Below are 16,102 nucleotides of genomic sequence, written 5' to 3'. Positions count from 1 at the left end.
CCGAATATCAGTTCGACGACGGGACGGCACCCTGTGCGGGCGCATCCCTCAGTACGGTGGTCCGCGCCGAGTCGGAGCGGATCGCGTCGGCTTCCTCGAGCGTGTCGGCCACCCCGAGCACCCGCCCCGACGTGTCGGTGACGATGCGGCGGGCGGCCGACTGGACCCGACCGGTGCCGTCGTCCGGCGTCGAGTCGAACGCGGCCACCACCTCGGGCAGGTACGACATGTCGACCCGCATCGTGCCGACGTGACCCCGGATGTCGCGCATGATGCACTCCGAGTGCCGGCCGGTCGGCAACGTCGCGATGGCGTTGCGGTGCTCGGCGTTGTCGGAGATGCGCAGCAGTTCGATGTCGGCACTGATCTCGCCCGGATCCTCGGAACGGAACACGAACATCGTCGTGAGACAGTTCCGCACGTCCTCGGCGAGCAGGTCCTTGGCGTTCTGCGACACCAGCACCAGCGCGGTGTTGCGCGAACGCCCGAGCCGCGCGACCTCCGCCACGAGCTGCGCACCCTGCTGCGTCTGGGTGACCGCCCACGCCTCGTCGATGACCAGCGCCTTCGGGCCGGTGTACAACGGGTCGGTGACGAGGCTGCGCGTGTAGTGGGTGACCAGATACAACAGCGTCACCGACAGCCGCTGCGCGTAGGTGTAGCGGTCGACCGAGACCTGCGCGGTCGGCAGCGACAGGCCGGCGAGCGTGATGATGCTGAGCCGGTTGCGGACCAGCTTCACGTCTACCCGCGCCTCGGAGAAGCACAGGTTGCCCAGCGGCAGTTCGCTGATCACCTCCAGCAGGCTCCCGACCGAACGCGCGATCGACACCTGCTGTTCGGTGTACATCGAACGGGACGGGTTGAGCGCCTCGACGCCGCCGGCGAGCAGCAGGTCGATGACCTTGCGCAGGTTGGGCGACGGCTGCATGGAGACGTAGCGGATCGCGCCCACCACGGCGTTCTCCCGCTCGGCGGTCAGCTCGCCACCGAGCAGCAGGCGGATCGTCTCCATCGCCAGCAGCACACCGGACTCCCGCGACTCCGACAGCGAGAACGGGTCCAGCAGGCCGGCCATGTTGGCGCCCAGCTCGAGGATCCGCACGTCGCCGAGGCCCTGGATGGTGGCCAGCCCCTTCGCGTCGCCCTTCGGGTCCAGCAGCACGGTGGTGATCCCGCGGATGGCCGCCTGGTACGCGATGGTGAGCGTGGTGAACGTCTTGCCACCACCGGGCGCGCCGACGATCGCCACGCCCGGCGGCTTGTTGTTGCGCGGCGCGAACAGCGGGTCGAAGTAGACGATCTCCTCGCTGCGGCCGGTGGTGCGGCCCAGGTACGGGCCCTGCCCGTCACCGAGGCTGTTCGTGGCGGTGAACAGGCCGGCCGTGATCGTCTCCAGGTCCTGCACCTGCCGGTAGGCGCGCACCTTCAGCCGCACCCGGTCGCCGGGGAACTGCTCGACGAACAGGCGCAGCTGGTCGTTGGGCGACCAGGCGACATCGATGCCGATGTTGCGGTAGTGCTCGATGAGCACCTCGCAGCGCCGGGTCAGCTCGTCCGGGCTGTGCGCCGAGACCATGAGCCGGCCGGCCCCGTACACCAGGTACTTGCGGGCGCGTTCGACCTCGACGTCGAGCGAACGGCCGTCGGCGAAGGCGTCCTCGACGCTCGTCGGCACCTCGGCGCCGGAGACGGCGATGTGCCGCCGCTGGCCGGCGACCTTCTGCAGCTGCTTCTCGACGTCCTTCTTCGCCTTGCGCGGCGGGTGGATGTCCCACCGGGCGGAGAACTCCACCGGGAAGCCCAGGCTCGGGTCCTCGGCGTGGTGGATCCACGGGTTGCCGTCCCAGGTGTCCATCTCGCGCGGCACCCGGGAGACCGACAGGGTCGCCACGTACGACGTGTACTCCCGCTCCGGCGGGGTGCCCCCGTCCTCCTGCCGGTACGAGTCGAGCTGCTTCAGGTAGTCCCAGTTGGGCTGCGTGATCCGCAGGTAGTAGCGGCTCTCCGTGTTGTCCACGACGCCCTCGACCAGGTGCTGCACCTCGCCGCTGCCCCACGGCTGGTTGCGGCGGGTCGAGGCGGGCGGCACCGGCATGGCCGGGTGCATGTGGTGGCGGAACAGCCAGGTCAGCTCGTCGATCGAGGCGGGCACCGCCTGGAAGGCGCCGCCGCGCAGCATCCGCTGCACCGGCGTGGCCTTGCCCCGCCACTTGGCGATCTCCTTCTCGTCGATCACGTCGTCCGGCCCGACGACCGAGTCGGCCATCAGGCTGAACCAGCGGCCGACGGTGGCGAACGCCGCCTTCAGCTGGCTCGTCGCCTCGTCCGTGCGCGAGCCGAGGCGCACGCCGAGGTAGACCTCCTTCTGCAGGAACTGCTCGTCCCACAGGTGCTGCTGCTGCGCCACGAGCAGGTCGGCCCAGCCGTCGACGCCGTGGTGGGTGCGCTTGTCCAGCTGCTCCGCCCAGTCCGCGATGTCGTATTCGCGGAACACCGTCTTGAGGTGGATCTGCGTGTCGGTCAGACCCGCGAGGCTGTGCGCCTGCGACTGGATGACCCGGTCCCACTCGTCCGCGGTGCGGAACTCGACCGAGACGGTCGGCAGGCGCAGGTAGGTCCACGCCTCGGTGTCGGTCAGCAGGACGGAGTCGTCGAAGTAGCGCACCGACAGCCGGGCCGGCAGCGCGGTGCTGGTGCGGTCGGCGCGCTTGGCGCCGGAGGTGTTCATGTATGCGAATCCCGCGATACCCGCGAGAATGAACAGCGCGATGACGATCATCCGGTCCTCCCCCTACCGGTCCGGAATCCACCGGCTCGCGGTCAGCATCACCGGCCGGGTGGGCTCGGCCGCCGCCAGCGCGCTCAGCGTCTTCGGTTCACCGGCCCGCGCCACCATCGAGCCGAGCACTTCCTCGATGGTCTTCTCGTGCGCCACCGGCCGGTCGGCCTGCAGCATCACGAAGACGGGCGGGCCGACGTAGGCGAGAAACGCCAGACCGGCGTTCTCGATGAACTGGCCGACGTCCACCAGCAGGCACAGCGGCACCCAGATGATGGCGGCGCCGATGCCCGCGAGCAGCTGCGGGACGCTCACGCCGTTGCGCAGCGGCAACCGCACGTCGTCGAACGCGTAGATGCGTACCCGCATGTTCCATGCATGGGTGTAGGTACGTACCAGCAACTGTCACACCTCCTTCGCCGGTGGGCGTCGCGCGGGCCGCGGTGCCGGCGTTCCGGCACCGCGGTGTCCACAATGGACGGTCAGGACAGGATCGTGTTGATGATCCCGCCGAGCGACTTCAGGATCGTGTCGCCCCACTGGATCAGCGCGTAGACGAACGCGCCCAGGAACAGGAATCCGATGAACCCGGCGAGCGACTTCTCCTCGCCGAACAGGTACTTCAGTCCGAAGGCACCGACGAGTACCGCCGCGATCGGCGCGACGAAGGCCTTCAGCTCGTTGGCGATCGACTGACCCGTGGCCGCGAGCACTGTCGGCTCGGCCACGACGCTCATGACCTCGTGAAGCATTTTCTTTCCTCCAACAAACGTTCAGTGCGCTGCTTTATTCGGTCGACTGCGACGCCGCCGACCCCGATGGGTTGGGGGAGGCCGCCCCCGACGTCTGCGCCGAGCCGGAAGGCTTCGGTGACGCCGGAACGGAATTGGTCGGTTGGGGCGACGGCTGCGGTGCCCCGCCCTTGGCCGGTGCGACGTCGGCGGTGTCGACGCCACCCTCGATCCGCTGCACGAACCACCGGCCGCCGATCTGGCGCATGGTGAGCCGGTATCCCTGCAGCAGGGTGCCGCCGGACGGCAGGCGCCACCGGACCCGCACCTCCGCCTCGCGAACGGTGCCGTCCTCCCGCTCCTCGACGACCGGGACGAACAGCTGCGGCATGTCCACGAAGGACACCGTGCCGTGCAGCCCGTAGATGCCCGAGTCCTCGGTGATGACCTGCGCCAGCTCGGAACTGGAGCTGCCGTACGCCCGGAAGAACGTGTCCAACGTGGGCGTCAGCACCGATGCGAGCGCACCGTCCGCCTCGCGCGTGTCCAGCGGAACCTCCACCCCCGCGACCGGCGGACACGCTACGAACGCAGCGTAGGCCGTGATGGCAAACGCCTTTCCCTTGTCGGCGGAGTAGACCGAGACATCCATGCACGTCCAACCGCCGGGCGTCAGGAACGCGGCGATGTGCACGATGCCGTGGCTGTCGTCCTTGGCGGTCACCCCGGCCACCACGGGCTGTCCGTTGACCCGCTGAACCCCCTTGCTGTCCCAGCCGAGCTGCGCGTCGGTCGCGTCGGGGAAGAACATCTTCAGTTCGTTCGCCCGCGCCGTCGTGTTCTTCTCGTCCCAGTTGAGATACGCGCTGGCGAACCGGGCGGCGTATCCGCCGGCGGCCGTCGCCGGATAGTTCGCACCGGCGGCCGGCTTCGGCGGGTCGTACAACGCCTTGCCGGTCAACCGGTACACGCCGTTGACGATCAGCACCAGCAGCGCGATCACCATGGCGGTCAGCAGCGCCAGCCGCTTCCAGCGCCCGCCCGCGAGGCGGGACCGCTTGCGCTTCTTGCGCCCCTGGCCGGCCGGCTCGACCGTGCCGTTCTCGATGACGAAGTCGCGACCCGCCTCGGCCGAGGCGCCACGCGTCGCGTCGAGGCGCGCCTCGAGGCTCGCGTCCGGCGGGACCCGACTGTCCGAAGTGGACGGTCGACGGCCGGCCTTCGCCGCCGTCGCGGCGTCCTTCTTCTGCTGCTTGCGCTCCTTGCGGGTCAGGCGCTTGGCCGGCTGCGCCTTGCCGGGCGGCGCCGACCGGTCGGCCGAACGACCCGACGGCCCCCCGCCCTGGCCGGAACCGGCGACGTAGGGACCCGAACGCCCGCCCTGCGGCTGCTTCGCCGGCGGCCGGTACGGCGGCGTCGGCGGCCGGGTCGGCGGCTGCTCCACCGGCGGCGGATACTGCGGCGCCGGCGGCTGAACGGGCACCTGCGGCGCCGCGGGCGGATAGGCCGTGGCCGGCGGCGCGTAAGCCGTCTGCGACGGCGCGGCGGACACCGGGTACGCGGCCGGCGACGGCGCGGCCGAGACCTGGTGGGCGGATGTGCCCCAACCGGCCTGCTGCTGGGCCTGCGACGCCGGGTCGACGGTGGGGTTCCACGTCGGCGGGTGCGGGCCGGGCGGCGCGGACGTCGGCGCGTACGCCGCCTGCTGCGGCGCCCCGTGCCCCGCCTGCTGGCCCGCGGCGGCGTGGTTGACCGTCTGCTGCGCGGCGGCGGCCTGCTGATTCGCGGTGCCGTGGTTGACCGTCTGCTCCGACGCGGGCAGGTGCACCGCGGCGTGCTGGGCCGCGGCCTGCTGCGCCGCCGCCTGTCCGGCCGCCTGCTGCGCCGGCGTGAGGCCGGGCTGCGGATACGTCGGCGTCGCCTGCCCGGACGTGTGCGTCGACTGCCAGATCGGCACCGGCGCGGACGGGCTCGGCGCCGAACGCCACGACGGCGACACGGTGCCGCCCGACGGGTCCGCGCCCCCGGCCTGCGCGGCCGGGTCGTTGGCCACGTCGCGCGGCGCGAGGAACCGCGCGGGCGGCGGCTCCGACCCGCCGCCGTTGGCCGGCGCAGCGTCGGTCTCGTTGGTCTGCGTGGAACGGTAGGTCGTGCCGACGTGATGCGTCTGGACGGTGGGTCGCGCCGCTGTCACGACGTCCGGGCCCTCGACGGAGACCGGGCGGGCCCGTCCCGTAGGCGGTACCTGCGTGCCCGGTGCTCCAGCGTCGACGGGCTCCCGTGGGACGTCCGGATGTGCGGCGCCCACGACCTCACCCTGGTCGTACTGGCTCATTTTCTCCCCCGTGCATTACCTGGCCTGGCGCTGAAACCGTTCGCTCGCCGGGCGTCCCGGGGACGCCGCGGTGCCTCTCAGGTGAAGTATTGCCGTCCGTCAGTGCTTTTAGCTCGGGTCGGCCTGTTGCTGACTGTCAGCCGTGTAAGCGCCGTCGTCGAACAGGTGTCGCCGGACCTCCGCCATCTGGCCCAGCCGGGTATGGATGTCCGCGCGGAGCGCGTCGGCGCGGCGTAGGTCGCCGGTGCGTTCGCACGCGAGCACCTCGCCGGCCGCGTCTACGCTCGCCGCGACGCTGTCCGACACGGCATTGACCACCTGCTCGAACTCCGCGGAATCCAACCGCTCGCCGCCGAAGGCGATGATGTCGTCGCGGGTCTCCTGCATGCCGACGATGTCGTCGACGAGGTCCTCGGGCACCTCGACCGTGCCCGGCGGCCGGTTGGCCATCCGGACGTCGGCGACGTGGAACAGTCCACATAGGACAAGGAGGGCGACGAGGATGAGCCACGACGTCCAACCGACGACATCGCGGAACGTTGCGACGAGCAGCGCGAGGAAGACGAGGCCGGAGCCGATGGCGAGCACCCGCTTGCCCCGGCGCACCTGCTCCCAGATCCGCTCGTATTGGGCCTGCGTCTGGGGTGGAACATTGCCGAGAACGAATGCACCCCCGGCCGAGTGGCCGTAGAGCCTACCCAAGAATGAGCGCTGCGCAGCGCGCAGCGAACCTCCAGCCACAACCGAGCCCCCGTGCCGATGGTCTATGGAGACGCCACCATAACATGGGTATTCAAAGACGCCAGCATATCAATATCGACGGGTGCGTTAGCCTACCTGCATCGATGTCTCGTGAGGGACCTAGCAGATGAACGAGTCAACGGGGGTAGTACTGTCCGCCCGCCCGGTGTGGTTACGCGCCGGCGACGGCAGGGCTTCCAAACATCTCCGGCTCCGCGTGGAGTACGAGACGGACGACGGACTCCGGGAGGAGCAGTTCCAGGTGCCGTACCGGCCGGGCATCCGGGTCGGCAGCACGGTCACCGTCGCCGAGCGGCGCGGCCGCGGCGTGCAGTTGGTGCTCGACGAGACCGCACCGGTCGAGTGGTGGCGCCCTACGCAGGTACGCAGCGGGTTGCTGACCTACGCGGCGATCCTCGGCGTGATGCTGGTCTTCGGTGGCGTGGTGCTGGGCGGGGTGATGTACGGCTCGCGCGGCACACCCGTTTCACCGTGGGGTCCGGGCGGCAGTCCGGTGCCCTCCGAGAGCCTCACACCCTCGGGCGTCTCCCCCTCCGGGGCGTCCCCGTCGGGCCAGTCCGCGCCGCCGTCCGTCACCCCGGGCAACTGAACGATATCTGTCCGAAGTCGTATTCGAAAAGCGCCGGAAAGCTGCCGGTCGAATCGCCGAAAAAATGCCGATGCCTAACGGCGGTTACGAGAATTCACGATCGTTATTCGGGTTTCGGCCCACGGCTCAACACCCCGGCGAACATCGTCAGCAACGCGCACCCGGCCGCGAAGTAGAACACGTACGGATACCCCACGAGCGCGATGGCGCCGCCGATCAACCCGGCCACCCCGAGCCCCAGGTCCCAGAACGACGTGTACGCCCCGAGCGCCGCGCCCTGCTCGGCCGGCTTCGAACGGCGGATCACCAGCAGGGCCAACGCCGGATACAGCAGCGTGAAGCCGGCGCCCAGCACGGCCGCGCCGATCGCCGCCTGGATCCACGTCTGCGCGGTACCGAGGATCACCAGGCCGGTGGCCTCGCCGACCCCGCAGAACGCGGCCACTATCCCCGGCCCGACCCGGTCCGGCAGCCGCCCCGCGACGATGCGCACCGACACGTAGACCACGCCGAACACCCCGATGATCGAGGCCCCGTCGGTGATCCCCTTGGCGTCCAGGTGCAGCACCACGAACCCGGTCAGCGCCGAGTACCCGAAAGCCGCGAGCAGGATCGCGGTGCCCGGCACCACCACGGCCGCCGGCACCAGGCGACGGGACACCGCCCCGCCGATCGGCCGGTCGGCCGACATCGTCAGCAACACCGCCGCCGCGAACACCGGCAGAGCCACCGCCGCGGCCCACACCAACCGGTAGCCGCCGAAGCCGAGCAGGAACGTCCCGAGGACCGGCCCGAGCGTCCAGCCGCCCCACATCGCCAGCCCGTAGTAGCCGACGAGCTGCCCCCGACGGTCGGCCGGCGCGACGGCGACGACCCGCACCGAACCGGCCGTGAAGATGGCGGACTCGGCCAGCCCCATGACCAGGCGGGCGCCGAACAGCGCGGCCAGCCCGAACGGCGCCGCGTACAGGGCGCCGCAGAGCACCGCGACGAGGATGCCGACGAACATGACCCGACGGCTGCCCCACCGCTGCGCGAACTGCCCCGCGTACGGCCGGACCAGCAGCGCCACGAACCCGGACAGCGCGAACGCCACACCGACCAGGAACGCCGAGCCGCCCAGTTCGTCCAGGACGTACGGCGGGATCGCCGGGATCACCACCCCCAGCCCGGTGAACGCGATCAGCACCGCCAGGAAGAGCCGGGTCAGCACCGGCCAGAACGGCTCCTGCGGCGCGGGCGGTTTCGACGGCGCCTCGGGCTGCCGCGGCCGTGGTGCGGAGCGGCCGTTCTCGTCCGGCGCCGGCTCGTGGAACTCCCACGGCATCGTGGGCTCGCGCATCGGCGGCAGCCGGTTGGATCCCTGGCGCGGCACGGTGCGGACGTTCGGGTTGCGCGGATGCGCGGTCGGCGCGCCCGGCACGGAGGTGTCGATGCGCAGCGTGCGGTCGGTCTCCAGGGGGATCACGCTGGTGCGGTCGACGGCCGACGCGGCGTTGACGGTGCGCAGCGGCACCGTGTCGGCGGTCTCGACGTCGGGCGGGGGCGGCCGGCCGTGGGCCTGTCGGGGCGCCGGAGCGGGACGCCGCCCGCCGGAACGCCCGTCGGCGCCGGGCTGCTGAGCGTCGCGGCGGCCGCGGTCGGGCCGTGGTCCCCCGCTGCGCGGACCGGCGCTGTACAGGCCGTCGCCGCGCGGCGCGTCCTCGCGTCGGGAACCGCGCCGGCCCGCGTCGGGTGCGCCGACCGGTCCGCGGCCGGTGCCGAGCGCGGGCGTGCGGTCGGGATCCACCGTCGGGGCGCGGTCGGAGTAGCGCACGCTCGACGGCACGGCCCCGCCGGAGCGCGGCCGGCCGTTTCCGGCCGGCGGGCCACCGCCGTCGCGCCCGCGCTGGGCACCGGCCGGGGCCGCACTGTCGTAGAGCCCGTCCCCCCGGGAGCCCCGTGCGGCGCCACCGGCGCCCGACCCGGAGTCCCGCCGCCCGTCCCGCGAAGAGCCACCGGCCGGCCCACCGCCACGAGGCCCGGGCGAGGGAGCACGCGAAGGATCACCGGCGGGATGCGCCTCACCGCCCTGCGGCGGCGCGGCGTTCTGCTGGGCCCGTCGATCCGCCGTCCTGCGCAGTCGCGCCCGCAACGGCTCCCGCCCGTGCGGCTGCGACGGAAATGTCGGCAGGTCGGCCCGCCCCCAGCCGCCACCGGTGGACCGGTCGACCGGCGTCACCTCGGGCGTGCGCTGCCATCCCCCGCTCTGGGTGCCCGGCGTGCGCGAGCGCCCACCGGCGGGTGGCTGTTCAGGCGGCTGGTCGCCCCGCGGTTGCGCGGATCCGCGCCGGGCCCGTCGGCCCTCCGGATCGGGGGGACGTTGCGGCGGCGTGGTCACCTCGACTCCCGTCGACACATGCGGATACCTCCTCGCCGCCCAGCACGGCTACGGTACCTGCCGCGCGCCTCCTACCGGCGCCCAACAACACTCCGACCAGCACCGCACCACCCCCGGCAAGCTCGGTGCCGGTGAGCCGTTCACCCAGAAGGATGGCCGCCGACACCAGTGCGAACACCGGTGCGAGCATCGCGAAGGGCGCCACCGTCGCCGCTCCGTAGCGACGCAGCAACGCTGCCCACACACCGAACGCGAAAAGCGTCGACAGATACGCCACGTACGCCACCGCGCCGACGGCGACAAGAGACAGGGATCTCACCTCGGTCCATACCACTGACGGGCCCTCGACGGCCAGGGACAACACGATGAGTACCGGGGTGGCCACGACGCTGACCCAGACCATGAAGTTCAGCAGGTCGGTGGCGGCCGCCTTGCGCATGGCCACATTGGCCACTCCCCACGCCGCCCCGGCACACACCACGAGCACGAACCCCGAGAGCGGCCCCACCGAGGAGCCGAAGCCGACGAGGACCAGACCGCCCGCGGCGAGGACCAGACCGAGCACGGCACGCGCGGTCGGCCGTTCGCGAAGCAACACGAACGCGAGAGCGGCGCTGAAAACGGCCTGGCTCTGCAGCACCAGCGCGGACACCCCGGCCGGCATCCCGGCCGCCATCCCGGCGAACAGCAGCGAGAACTTCACCACCGCGAGGGACATCGCGACGGCCACGATCCACCGCAGCGGCACCGTGGGCCGCCCCACGAAGAACACCGCCGGTATCGCACACGCGCCGAAGCGCAGCGCCACGAACAGCAGCGGCGGCATCGTGTCCAGCCCCACCGCGATCACCACGAAGTTCAGTCCCCACACGGCCGCCACGACGACCGCGAGCATCACGTCCCGAGTTCTCACGGGTCCAGGGTCGACCGGAAAACCGTGAAGCACTATCGAAAAGAAATGAATGCGCTTGTTAGCATCACTGAATGATCGAGCTGGGCAGGCTCCGGGCGCTGTGCGCCGTCGCGGGCCACGGGACCGTCACCGCGGCCGCGGCCGCCCTGCGCTGCACCCCGTCGGCGGTCTCGCAGCACCTGGCCAAGCTGGAGCGGGAGACCCGTTCGACGCTGGTCATGCGGGAGGGGCGGGGCATCCGGCTCACCGAGGCCGGGCGGGTCCTGGTCGAGCACGGCACGCGTGTGCTGAGCGCGGTCGAGGCGGCCGAGGCGGCCCTCGCCGCGCATCACGGCTCCGTGTCGGGACGGGTCACCGTGGCGTCCTTCCCGACCGCGTGCCGGGGGCTCATGCCGTTCACCCTGAAGAAGCTGGCGACCGATCACCCGGAGTTGCGGCCGGGGCTGCTGGAGGCGGACCGGGACCTGATGGTGGAGGCGCTGCGGCGCGGCACGGTCGACGTGGCGGTGCTGGACGAGTGGCCGGAGATCCCGGTGGCGCTGCCGGACGAGATCGCCCACCGGGAGCTGGGACACGACACCGCCGACCTGGTCGTGCCGGCCGGACACCGCCTCGCGAGCGGCCCGTTCCGGCTGGCGGAGCTGGCCGACGAGCGGTGGATCGGCGCGATACCCGGCTCGGTCTGTCACGAGTGGCTGCTGCGCGCGGTCCCCGGCGTCTCTCCCGATTACCTGGTGGCCGAGTTCGAGACGCAGCTGACGCTGGTCGCCGCCGGGTTGGGGGTCGCTTTCGTGCCGCGGCTGGCCCGCACCGACCTGCCGGACGGGGTGGTCGTGCGCGAGGTGACGCCGCCGGCCCGCCGCCGCGTGCTCCTCGCCTGGCGCCGCGCTTCGCAGCCCAGACCGGCGGTCTCGGCCACCCTCTCCGCACTGATCTCCTCGTGGAACGACCTCAGCGCACGAGCTGTCCCGCAGCCCGCATAGTGCGCTTGACGTCCACAATGGACAGTTCGCCGAAGTGGAACACGCTCGCCGCGAGAACGGCGTCCGCGCCGGCGTCGACGGCCGGCGGGAAGTGTTCCGGCGCACCGGCACCACCCGAGGCGATCACCGGGATCGTGACGGCCGCGCGCACGAGCGTGATGAGTTCGAGGTCGAACCCGTCCTTCGTCCCGTCCCGGTCCATCGAGTTGAGCAGGATCTCGCCGGCGCCCAGTTCGGCGCCCCGGCGGGCCCACTCGATCGCGTCGAGCCCGGCACCGCGCCGGCCCCCGTGCGTCGTCACCTCGAACCCGCTCGGCTGCTCCACGGAACGCCGCACGTCGAGCGAGAGCACCAGCACCTGGCGCCCGAAGCGCTCGGCGATCTCGGAGATGAGTTCGGGCCGGGCGATCGCCGCCGTGTTGACGCCGACCTTGTCCGCACCGGCCCGCAGCAGAGTGTCCACATCGGACACACTGCGCACGCCACCGCCCACGGTCAGCGGGATGAACACGCTCTCGGCCGTGCGGCGCACCACGTCCAGCATCGTCGCCCGCCCCGACGAGGAGGCGGTGACGTCGAGGAACACCAACTCGTCCGCGCCGGCGGCGTCGTACGCGGCGGCGAGTTCGACCGGATCGCCGGCGTCGCGGAGGTCGACGAAGTTGACCCCCTTCACGACCCGCCCCGCATCGACGTCCAGGCACGGAATGACGCGAACGGCAACGCTCACGATTTGTACGCCTCCACCTCGACCTCGAAAAGCATCGCCGGATCGATGAACCCGGACACCACGAACATCGACGCGACCGGCTTCACCTCCCGGAAGAACTCCGCGTGCACGGCGCCCACCGCATCGGCGTGCGCCCGGTCCGTGATGTACATGCGCGTGCGCACCACGTCCCCGGGAGCGGCACCGGCCCGCGCCAGGGCGGTCAACGCGACCGTGAACGCCTCGCGCGCCTGCCCCGCCGGATCGCCCGGATGCGTCACCCGACCGTCCACAGTGGACGTACACCCCGCGGTCAGCAGGAACGGTCCCGCCTTCACGACCCGGCAGTACCCGATGACGTCCTCGTAGGGACCGCCCGAGCCGAAGCGTTCGATCACGTCAGGTTGCGCAGGGTGTGCAGCGCCTCGGCCACGGTGAAAGCACCGGCGTACAACGCCTTCCCGACGATCACACCCTCGACACCGACCGGCTCCAGCGACGCCAACGCCCGCAGGTCGTCCAGTTTGGACACCCCGCCGCTGGCGATCACCGGCTTGTCGGTGCGCTCGCACACCTGCAGCAGCAGCGTGACGTTCGGCCCGGTCAGCGTGCCGTCGCGCTGCACGTCGGTCACCACGTACCGCTGGCAGCCGGCGAGTTCGAGGCGTTCGAGGACGTCGAAGAGGTTGCCGCCGTCCTTGGTCCAGCCGCGCGCCGACAGCGTCTCGCCGCGCACGTCCAACCCGACCGCGACCTTGTCGCCGAAGCGGCCGCAGACGTAGTCGCACCACTGCGGGTTCTCCAGGGCGGCGGTGCCGATGTTGACCCGGGCGGCGCCGGTGGCCAACGCGCGCAGCAGGGTGTCCTCGTCGCGGATGCCGCCGGAGAGTTCCACGGCGACGTCGAGCTTGCGCACCACCTCGGCGAGCTGCTCGTGGTTGGAGCCGCGGCCGAACGCGGCGTCGAGGTCGACGAGGTGGATCCACTCGGCCCCGTCCCGCTGCCAGGCGAGCGCGGCCTCGAGCGGATCGCCGTACACCGTCTCCGAACCGGCGGCCCCCTGCACGAGGCGGACCGCCTGCCCGTCGGCCACGTCGACGGCGGGAAGCAACTGCAGTGTCACGGCTCAGATCCTCCGGTCAAAACTGATAACGATGAGGGCGGGTGCGGCCACCGCCACGAGAACGGTCAGACCGATGCGGGTCGGCAACGAGTCGACCAGGTACCAGACCAATACCAGCACAGCGACCGACGCCATCACGATGGCGGCCCGCTGGCTGCGCGAACGCCGCGCGTACAGCCGGCCCGCGCGGCGCGGCTTCGGCACGAGCGCCCGCGCCTTCCGGGCGAGGGTCCGCCGGGAGGCGCGGCGCCGCTGTTGCCGTTCGCGGGCGGCCCGCGTCTTCTCGGCCTCGGCGAGCCGGGCCGCCCGACGGATCGCGCGCTCTTTAGCCAAGGCTGTCGACCCAGTTTTTCAGGATGCGGGCGCCCGCGTCCCCGGACTTCTCCGGGTGGAACTGGGTGGCCCACAACGATCCGCTCTCGAACGCCGCCACGAACGGCTCCCCGTGCGTGGTGACCGCGGCGCCGGGGACACCCGGGATCGGCCGCGCCGCGTAGGAGTGCACGAAGTAGAAGCGGGTGTCCCCCGCGACGCCGGCGCCGAAGCGCGACTCCGCCGGCCACTCGACGGTGTTCCACCCCATGTGCGGCACCACGGGGGCGTTCAACAGGGAAACCGTCCCGGGGACGAGACCGAGCCCCTTGGTGACCACCCCGTGCTCGTCCCCGCCGTCGAACATCACCTGCATGCCCACGCAGATCCCGAGCACCGGCGACCCGGCGCGCACCCGGTCGGTGATCACCGGCCCGGCCCCGATCCCGTCGATGCCGGCCATCACCGCCGCGAACGCCCCGACGCCCGGAACGACCAGCCCGTCGGCCCGGGACGCGAGGTCCAGGTCGGGGGTGACCGTGACGTCGGCGCCCGCCCGCTCCAGCGCACGCTCGGCGGAGCGCAGGTTGCCGGAACCGTAGTCGAGCACGACCACGCGCGGCCCGGTCATCTCATTCACCTCCGAGCGACAGCCGCAGCACACCCGCCGCCGCCGCCATCACGGCGAGCACACCGAGCAGCGCCGAGGCGGTGATCGGTGCTCCCTGCCGCTTCAACGACCAGGCCCCGCCGAGCAGTACGCCCGCGAGCCCGAAAAGCACAATCGGAAACACACTCATGTCACAGCACGCCCTTGGTGCTGGGGATCTGGCCGGCGTTGCGGGGATCCACCGCGCACGCCACCCGCAGCGCCCGCGCGACGGCCTTGAACTGCGCCTCCACCACGTGGTGCGCGTCCGGCTGCGCCCCCGGCCGGGACGCCCGCAGCACACTCACGTGCAGCGTGATCCTCGCCGTGTGCCCGAACGACTCCCAGATGTGCCGTGTCAGCGACGTCGGGTAGATCGGCCCGATGTACGGGGCGATGTTCGTCGGCTCGTCGTGCACCACGTACGGCCGGCCGGAGAGGTCGACCGACGCCTGCACGAGCACCTCGTCCAGCGGCACCAGCGCGTCGCCGAAGCGGGTCAGCCCCGCCTTGCTGCCGAGCGCCTCCGCGAACGCCGACCCGACGGCCAGCGCCGTGTCCTCGACGGTGTGGTGCGCGTCGACCTCCAGGTCGCCGACGGTCTGCACCTTCAGGTCGAACCCGCCGTGCTTACCCAACTGGGCGAGCATGTGGTCGTAGAAGCCCACACCGGTGGAGATGTCGGTCTTGCCGGAGCCGTCGAGGTCGAGTTCGACCAGGACCTTGCTCTCGTGAGTGGCACGTTCGATCTTGGCAGTACGCATTAGAGGACTTCCCTCATCGCAGTCAAGAAGGCATCGGTTTCCCGGGGATCGCCGGCGGTGACCCGCAGCCAGCCGGCGAGCCCGACGTCACGGATCAGGACACCCTTGTCCAGCAAGGCTTTCCACACGGCGGCCTGATCGTCGAACCGTCCGAAGAGGACGAAGTTGGCGTCGCTGTCGGCGACCGTCAGGCCCATCGCCCGCAGTTCCGCGACGATGCGGTCGCGCTGGGCCTTGATGGCGTCCACAGTGGACAGCAGCGCCGCGGCCTGACCCAGCGCGGCCCGGGCGGCCGCCTGCGTCAGCATCGACAGGTGGTACGGCAGGCGCACCAGCAGCACGGCGTCGACCACGGCCGGATCCGCCGCGAGATAGCCCAACCGCCCGCCCGCGAACCCGAACGCCTTGCTCATCGTCCGGGTCACGACCAGGCGCTCGTGCCCGGGCAGCACACTGAGCGCGCTCGGCACACCCGGCCGCGCGAACTCCGCGTACGCCTCGTCGACGATCACCATCCCGCGCGCCTCGGCCGCCACCGCCCGCACCACGTCGAGCGGCAGCGCGGTGCCGGTCGGGTTGTTGGGCGAGCAGAGGAAGACCAGGTCCGGATCGTGCTCGCGAACCTGCGCGACGGCGTCCTGCGGGGTCAGGTCGAAGTCGGCGCCGCGCCGGGCGGCGATCCACTCCGTACCCGTGCCGGCGCACAGCAGCGGGTGCATCGAGTACGACGGCGTGAACCCGAGCGCCGTGCGCCCCGGCCCGCCGAACGCCTGCAACAGCTGCTGCTGCACCTCGTTGGAGCCGTTGGCCGCCCAGGTGTTGGCGACGGTCAGGCCGTGCCCGAGGTACGCGGCCAGGTCCTCGCGCAGCGCGACGGCGTCCCGGTCGGGATACCGGTTGAGCTCGCGCAGCACCCCGGACAGCGCCTTCTCCATCGCCGCCACGACCGGCTCCGGCGGCGGGTAGGAGTTCTCGTTGGTGTTGAGCCGCACCGCGACGTCCAACTGCGGCGCCCCGTAGGGCTTCAGCCCGACCAGCTCCGGCCGCAGCGGCAGCGCGCTCATGAGGGG

17 protein-coding genes are annotated in these 16,102 nt (G+C 71.7%); 2 read left to right on the top strand and 15 right to left on the bottom strand.

Annotated features, from left to right (window positions below; genetic code table 11):
• Positions 1–7: 7 nt before the first annotated feature.
• From Val02_RS43850 to Val02_RS43830, 5 genes are all read right to left on the bottom strand, one after another.
• Positions 8–2,782, bottom strand: a complete 2,775-nt coding sequence (locus tag Val02_RS43850) for an ATP-binding protein (protein WP_203905300.1) — start codon at positions 2,780–2,782, stop codon at positions 8–10.
• 12 nt (positions 2,783–2,794) lie between these two features.
• Entirely contained in the window at positions 2,795–3,184 is a 390-nt protein-coding gene (locus Val02_RS43845; protein WP_203905299.1) for a TcpE family conjugal transfer membrane protein, read from the bottom strand.
• A gap of 80 nt (positions 3,185–3,264) precedes the next feature.
• Positions 3,265–3,534 (bottom strand): hypothetical protein, encoded by a 270-nt coding sequence (locus Val02_RS43840; RefSeq protein WP_203905298.1) that lies wholly within the window; start codon positions 3,532–3,534, stop codon positions 3,265–3,267.
• 34 nt (positions 3,535–3,568) lie between these two features.
• The gene (locus Val02_RS43835; protein ID WP_203905297.1) at positions 3,569–5,848 is read right to left on the bottom strand and encodes a conjugal transfer protein; all 2,280 of its coding nucleotides are present in this window, start codon (positions 5,846–5,848) and stop codon (positions 3,569–3,571) included.
• A 108-nt stretch (positions 5,849–5,956) separates the two neighbouring features.
• A complete protein-coding gene (locus tag Val02_RS43830) occupies positions 5,957–6,550 on the bottom strand; it encodes a hypothetical protein (RefSeq protein WP_203905296.1) in 594 nt (197 codons plus the stop codon).
• A gap of 256 nt (positions 6,551–6,806) precedes the next feature.
• On the opposite strand from Val02_RS43830, the gene Val02_RS43825 reads away from it, so the two are divergent.
• Positions 6,807–7,199 (top strand): hypothetical protein, encoded by a 393-nt coding sequence (locus Val02_RS43825; protein ID WP_203905295.1) that lies wholly within the window; start codon positions 6,807–6,809, stop codon positions 7,197–7,199.
• Positions 7,200–7,302: 103 nt separating this feature from the next.
• Here the strand turns inward: Val02_RS43825 and Val02_RS43820 are convergent, their stop codons facing one another.
• On the bottom strand, positions 7,303–9,420 hold the full coding sequence (locus Val02_RS43820) for an MFS transporter (protein WP_203905294.1): 2,118 nt from the start codon (positions 9,418–9,420) through the stop codon (positions 7,303–7,305).
• Between the two features lie 70 nt (positions 9,421–9,490).
• Entirely contained in the window at positions 9,491–10,492 is a 1,002-nt protein-coding gene (locus Val02_RS43815) for an EamA family transporter (RefSeq protein ID WP_203905293.1), read from the bottom strand.
• Between the two features lie 71 nt (positions 10,493–10,563).
• Between Val02_RS43815 and Val02_RS43810 the strand changes: the two genes are divergently transcribed.
• A complete protein-coding gene (locus Val02_RS43810; RefSeq protein WP_203905292.1) occupies positions 10,564–11,475 on the top strand; it encodes a LysR family transcriptional regulator in 912 nt (303 codons plus the stop codon).
• Here Val02_RS43810 and hisF read toward each other — a convergent pair.
• From hisF to Val02_RS43770, 8 genes are read right to left on the bottom strand one after another with little or no spacing between them, the layout of a single operon-like run.
• Entirely contained in the window at positions 11,444–12,205 is a 762-nt protein-coding gene (gene hisF / locus Val02_RS43805) for an imidazole glycerol phosphate synthase subunit HisF (RefSeq protein ID WP_203905291.1), read from the bottom strand. The two genes, Val02_RS43810 and hisF, sit on opposite strands and share 32 nt — an antisense overlap.
• Positions 12,202–12,582: a RidA family protein gene (locus Val02_RS43800; protein ID WP_203905290.1), complete on the bottom strand. Its 381-nt coding sequence runs from the start codon at positions 12,580–12,582 to the stop codon at positions 12,202–12,204. Before Val02_RS43800 ends, hisF begins: the two co-directional genes overlap by 4 nt.
• Entirely contained in the window at positions 12,579–13,307 is a 729-nt protein-coding gene (gene priA, locus Val02_RS43795; RefSeq protein WP_203905289.1) for a bifunctional 1-(5-phosphoribosyl)-5-((5-phosphoribosylamino)methylideneamino)imidazole-4-carboxamide isomerase/phosphoribosylanthranilate isomerase PriA, read from the bottom strand. Before priA ends, Val02_RS43800 begins: the two co-directional genes overlap by 4 nt.
• A 3-nt stretch (positions 13,308–13,310) precedes the next feature.
• The gene (locus tag Val02_RS43790) at positions 13,311–13,640 is read right to left on the bottom strand and encodes a hypothetical protein (RefSeq protein ID WP_203905288.1); all 330 of its coding nucleotides are present in this window, start codon (positions 13,638–13,640) and stop codon (positions 13,311–13,313) included.
• Positions 13,633–14,250: an imidazole glycerol phosphate synthase subunit HisH gene (hisH, locus tag Val02_RS43785; protein ID WP_203905287.1), complete on the bottom strand. Its 618-nt coding sequence runs from the start codon at positions 14,248–14,250 to the stop codon at positions 13,633–13,635. The genes Val02_RS43790 and hisH overlap by 8 nt, the downstream gene beginning before the upstream one ends.
• Position 14,251: 1 nt before the next feature.
• Complete coding sequence (locus tag Val02_RS43780; protein ID WP_203905286.1) at positions 14,252–14,419, bottom strand: CG2302 family histidine operon protein; 168 nt, start codon at positions 14,417–14,419, stop codon at positions 14,252–14,254.
• A 1-nt stretch (position 14,420) separates the two neighbouring features.
• Positions 14,421–15,032, bottom strand: coding sequence for an imidazoleglycerol-phosphate dehydratase HisB (gene hisB, locus Val02_RS43775; protein ID WP_203905285.1), 612 nt, complete (start codon positions 15,030–15,032; stop codon positions 14,421–14,423).
• Entirely contained in the window at positions 15,032–16,096 is a 1,065-nt protein-coding gene (locus Val02_RS43770) for a histidinol-phosphate transaminase (RefSeq protein WP_203905327.1), read from the bottom strand. Before Val02_RS43770 ends, hisB begins: the two co-directional genes overlap by 1 nt.
• Between the last annotated feature and the right edge of the window lie 6 nt (positions 16,097–16,102).

Source organism: Virgisporangium aliadipatigenens, from assembly GCF_016863615.1.
Lineage (GTDB): Bacteria > Actinomycetota > Actinomycetes > Mycobacteriales > Micromonosporaceae > Virgisporangium > Virgisporangium aliadipatigenens.
This window is presented reverse-complemented; position numbering and strand designations above follow the sequence as displayed.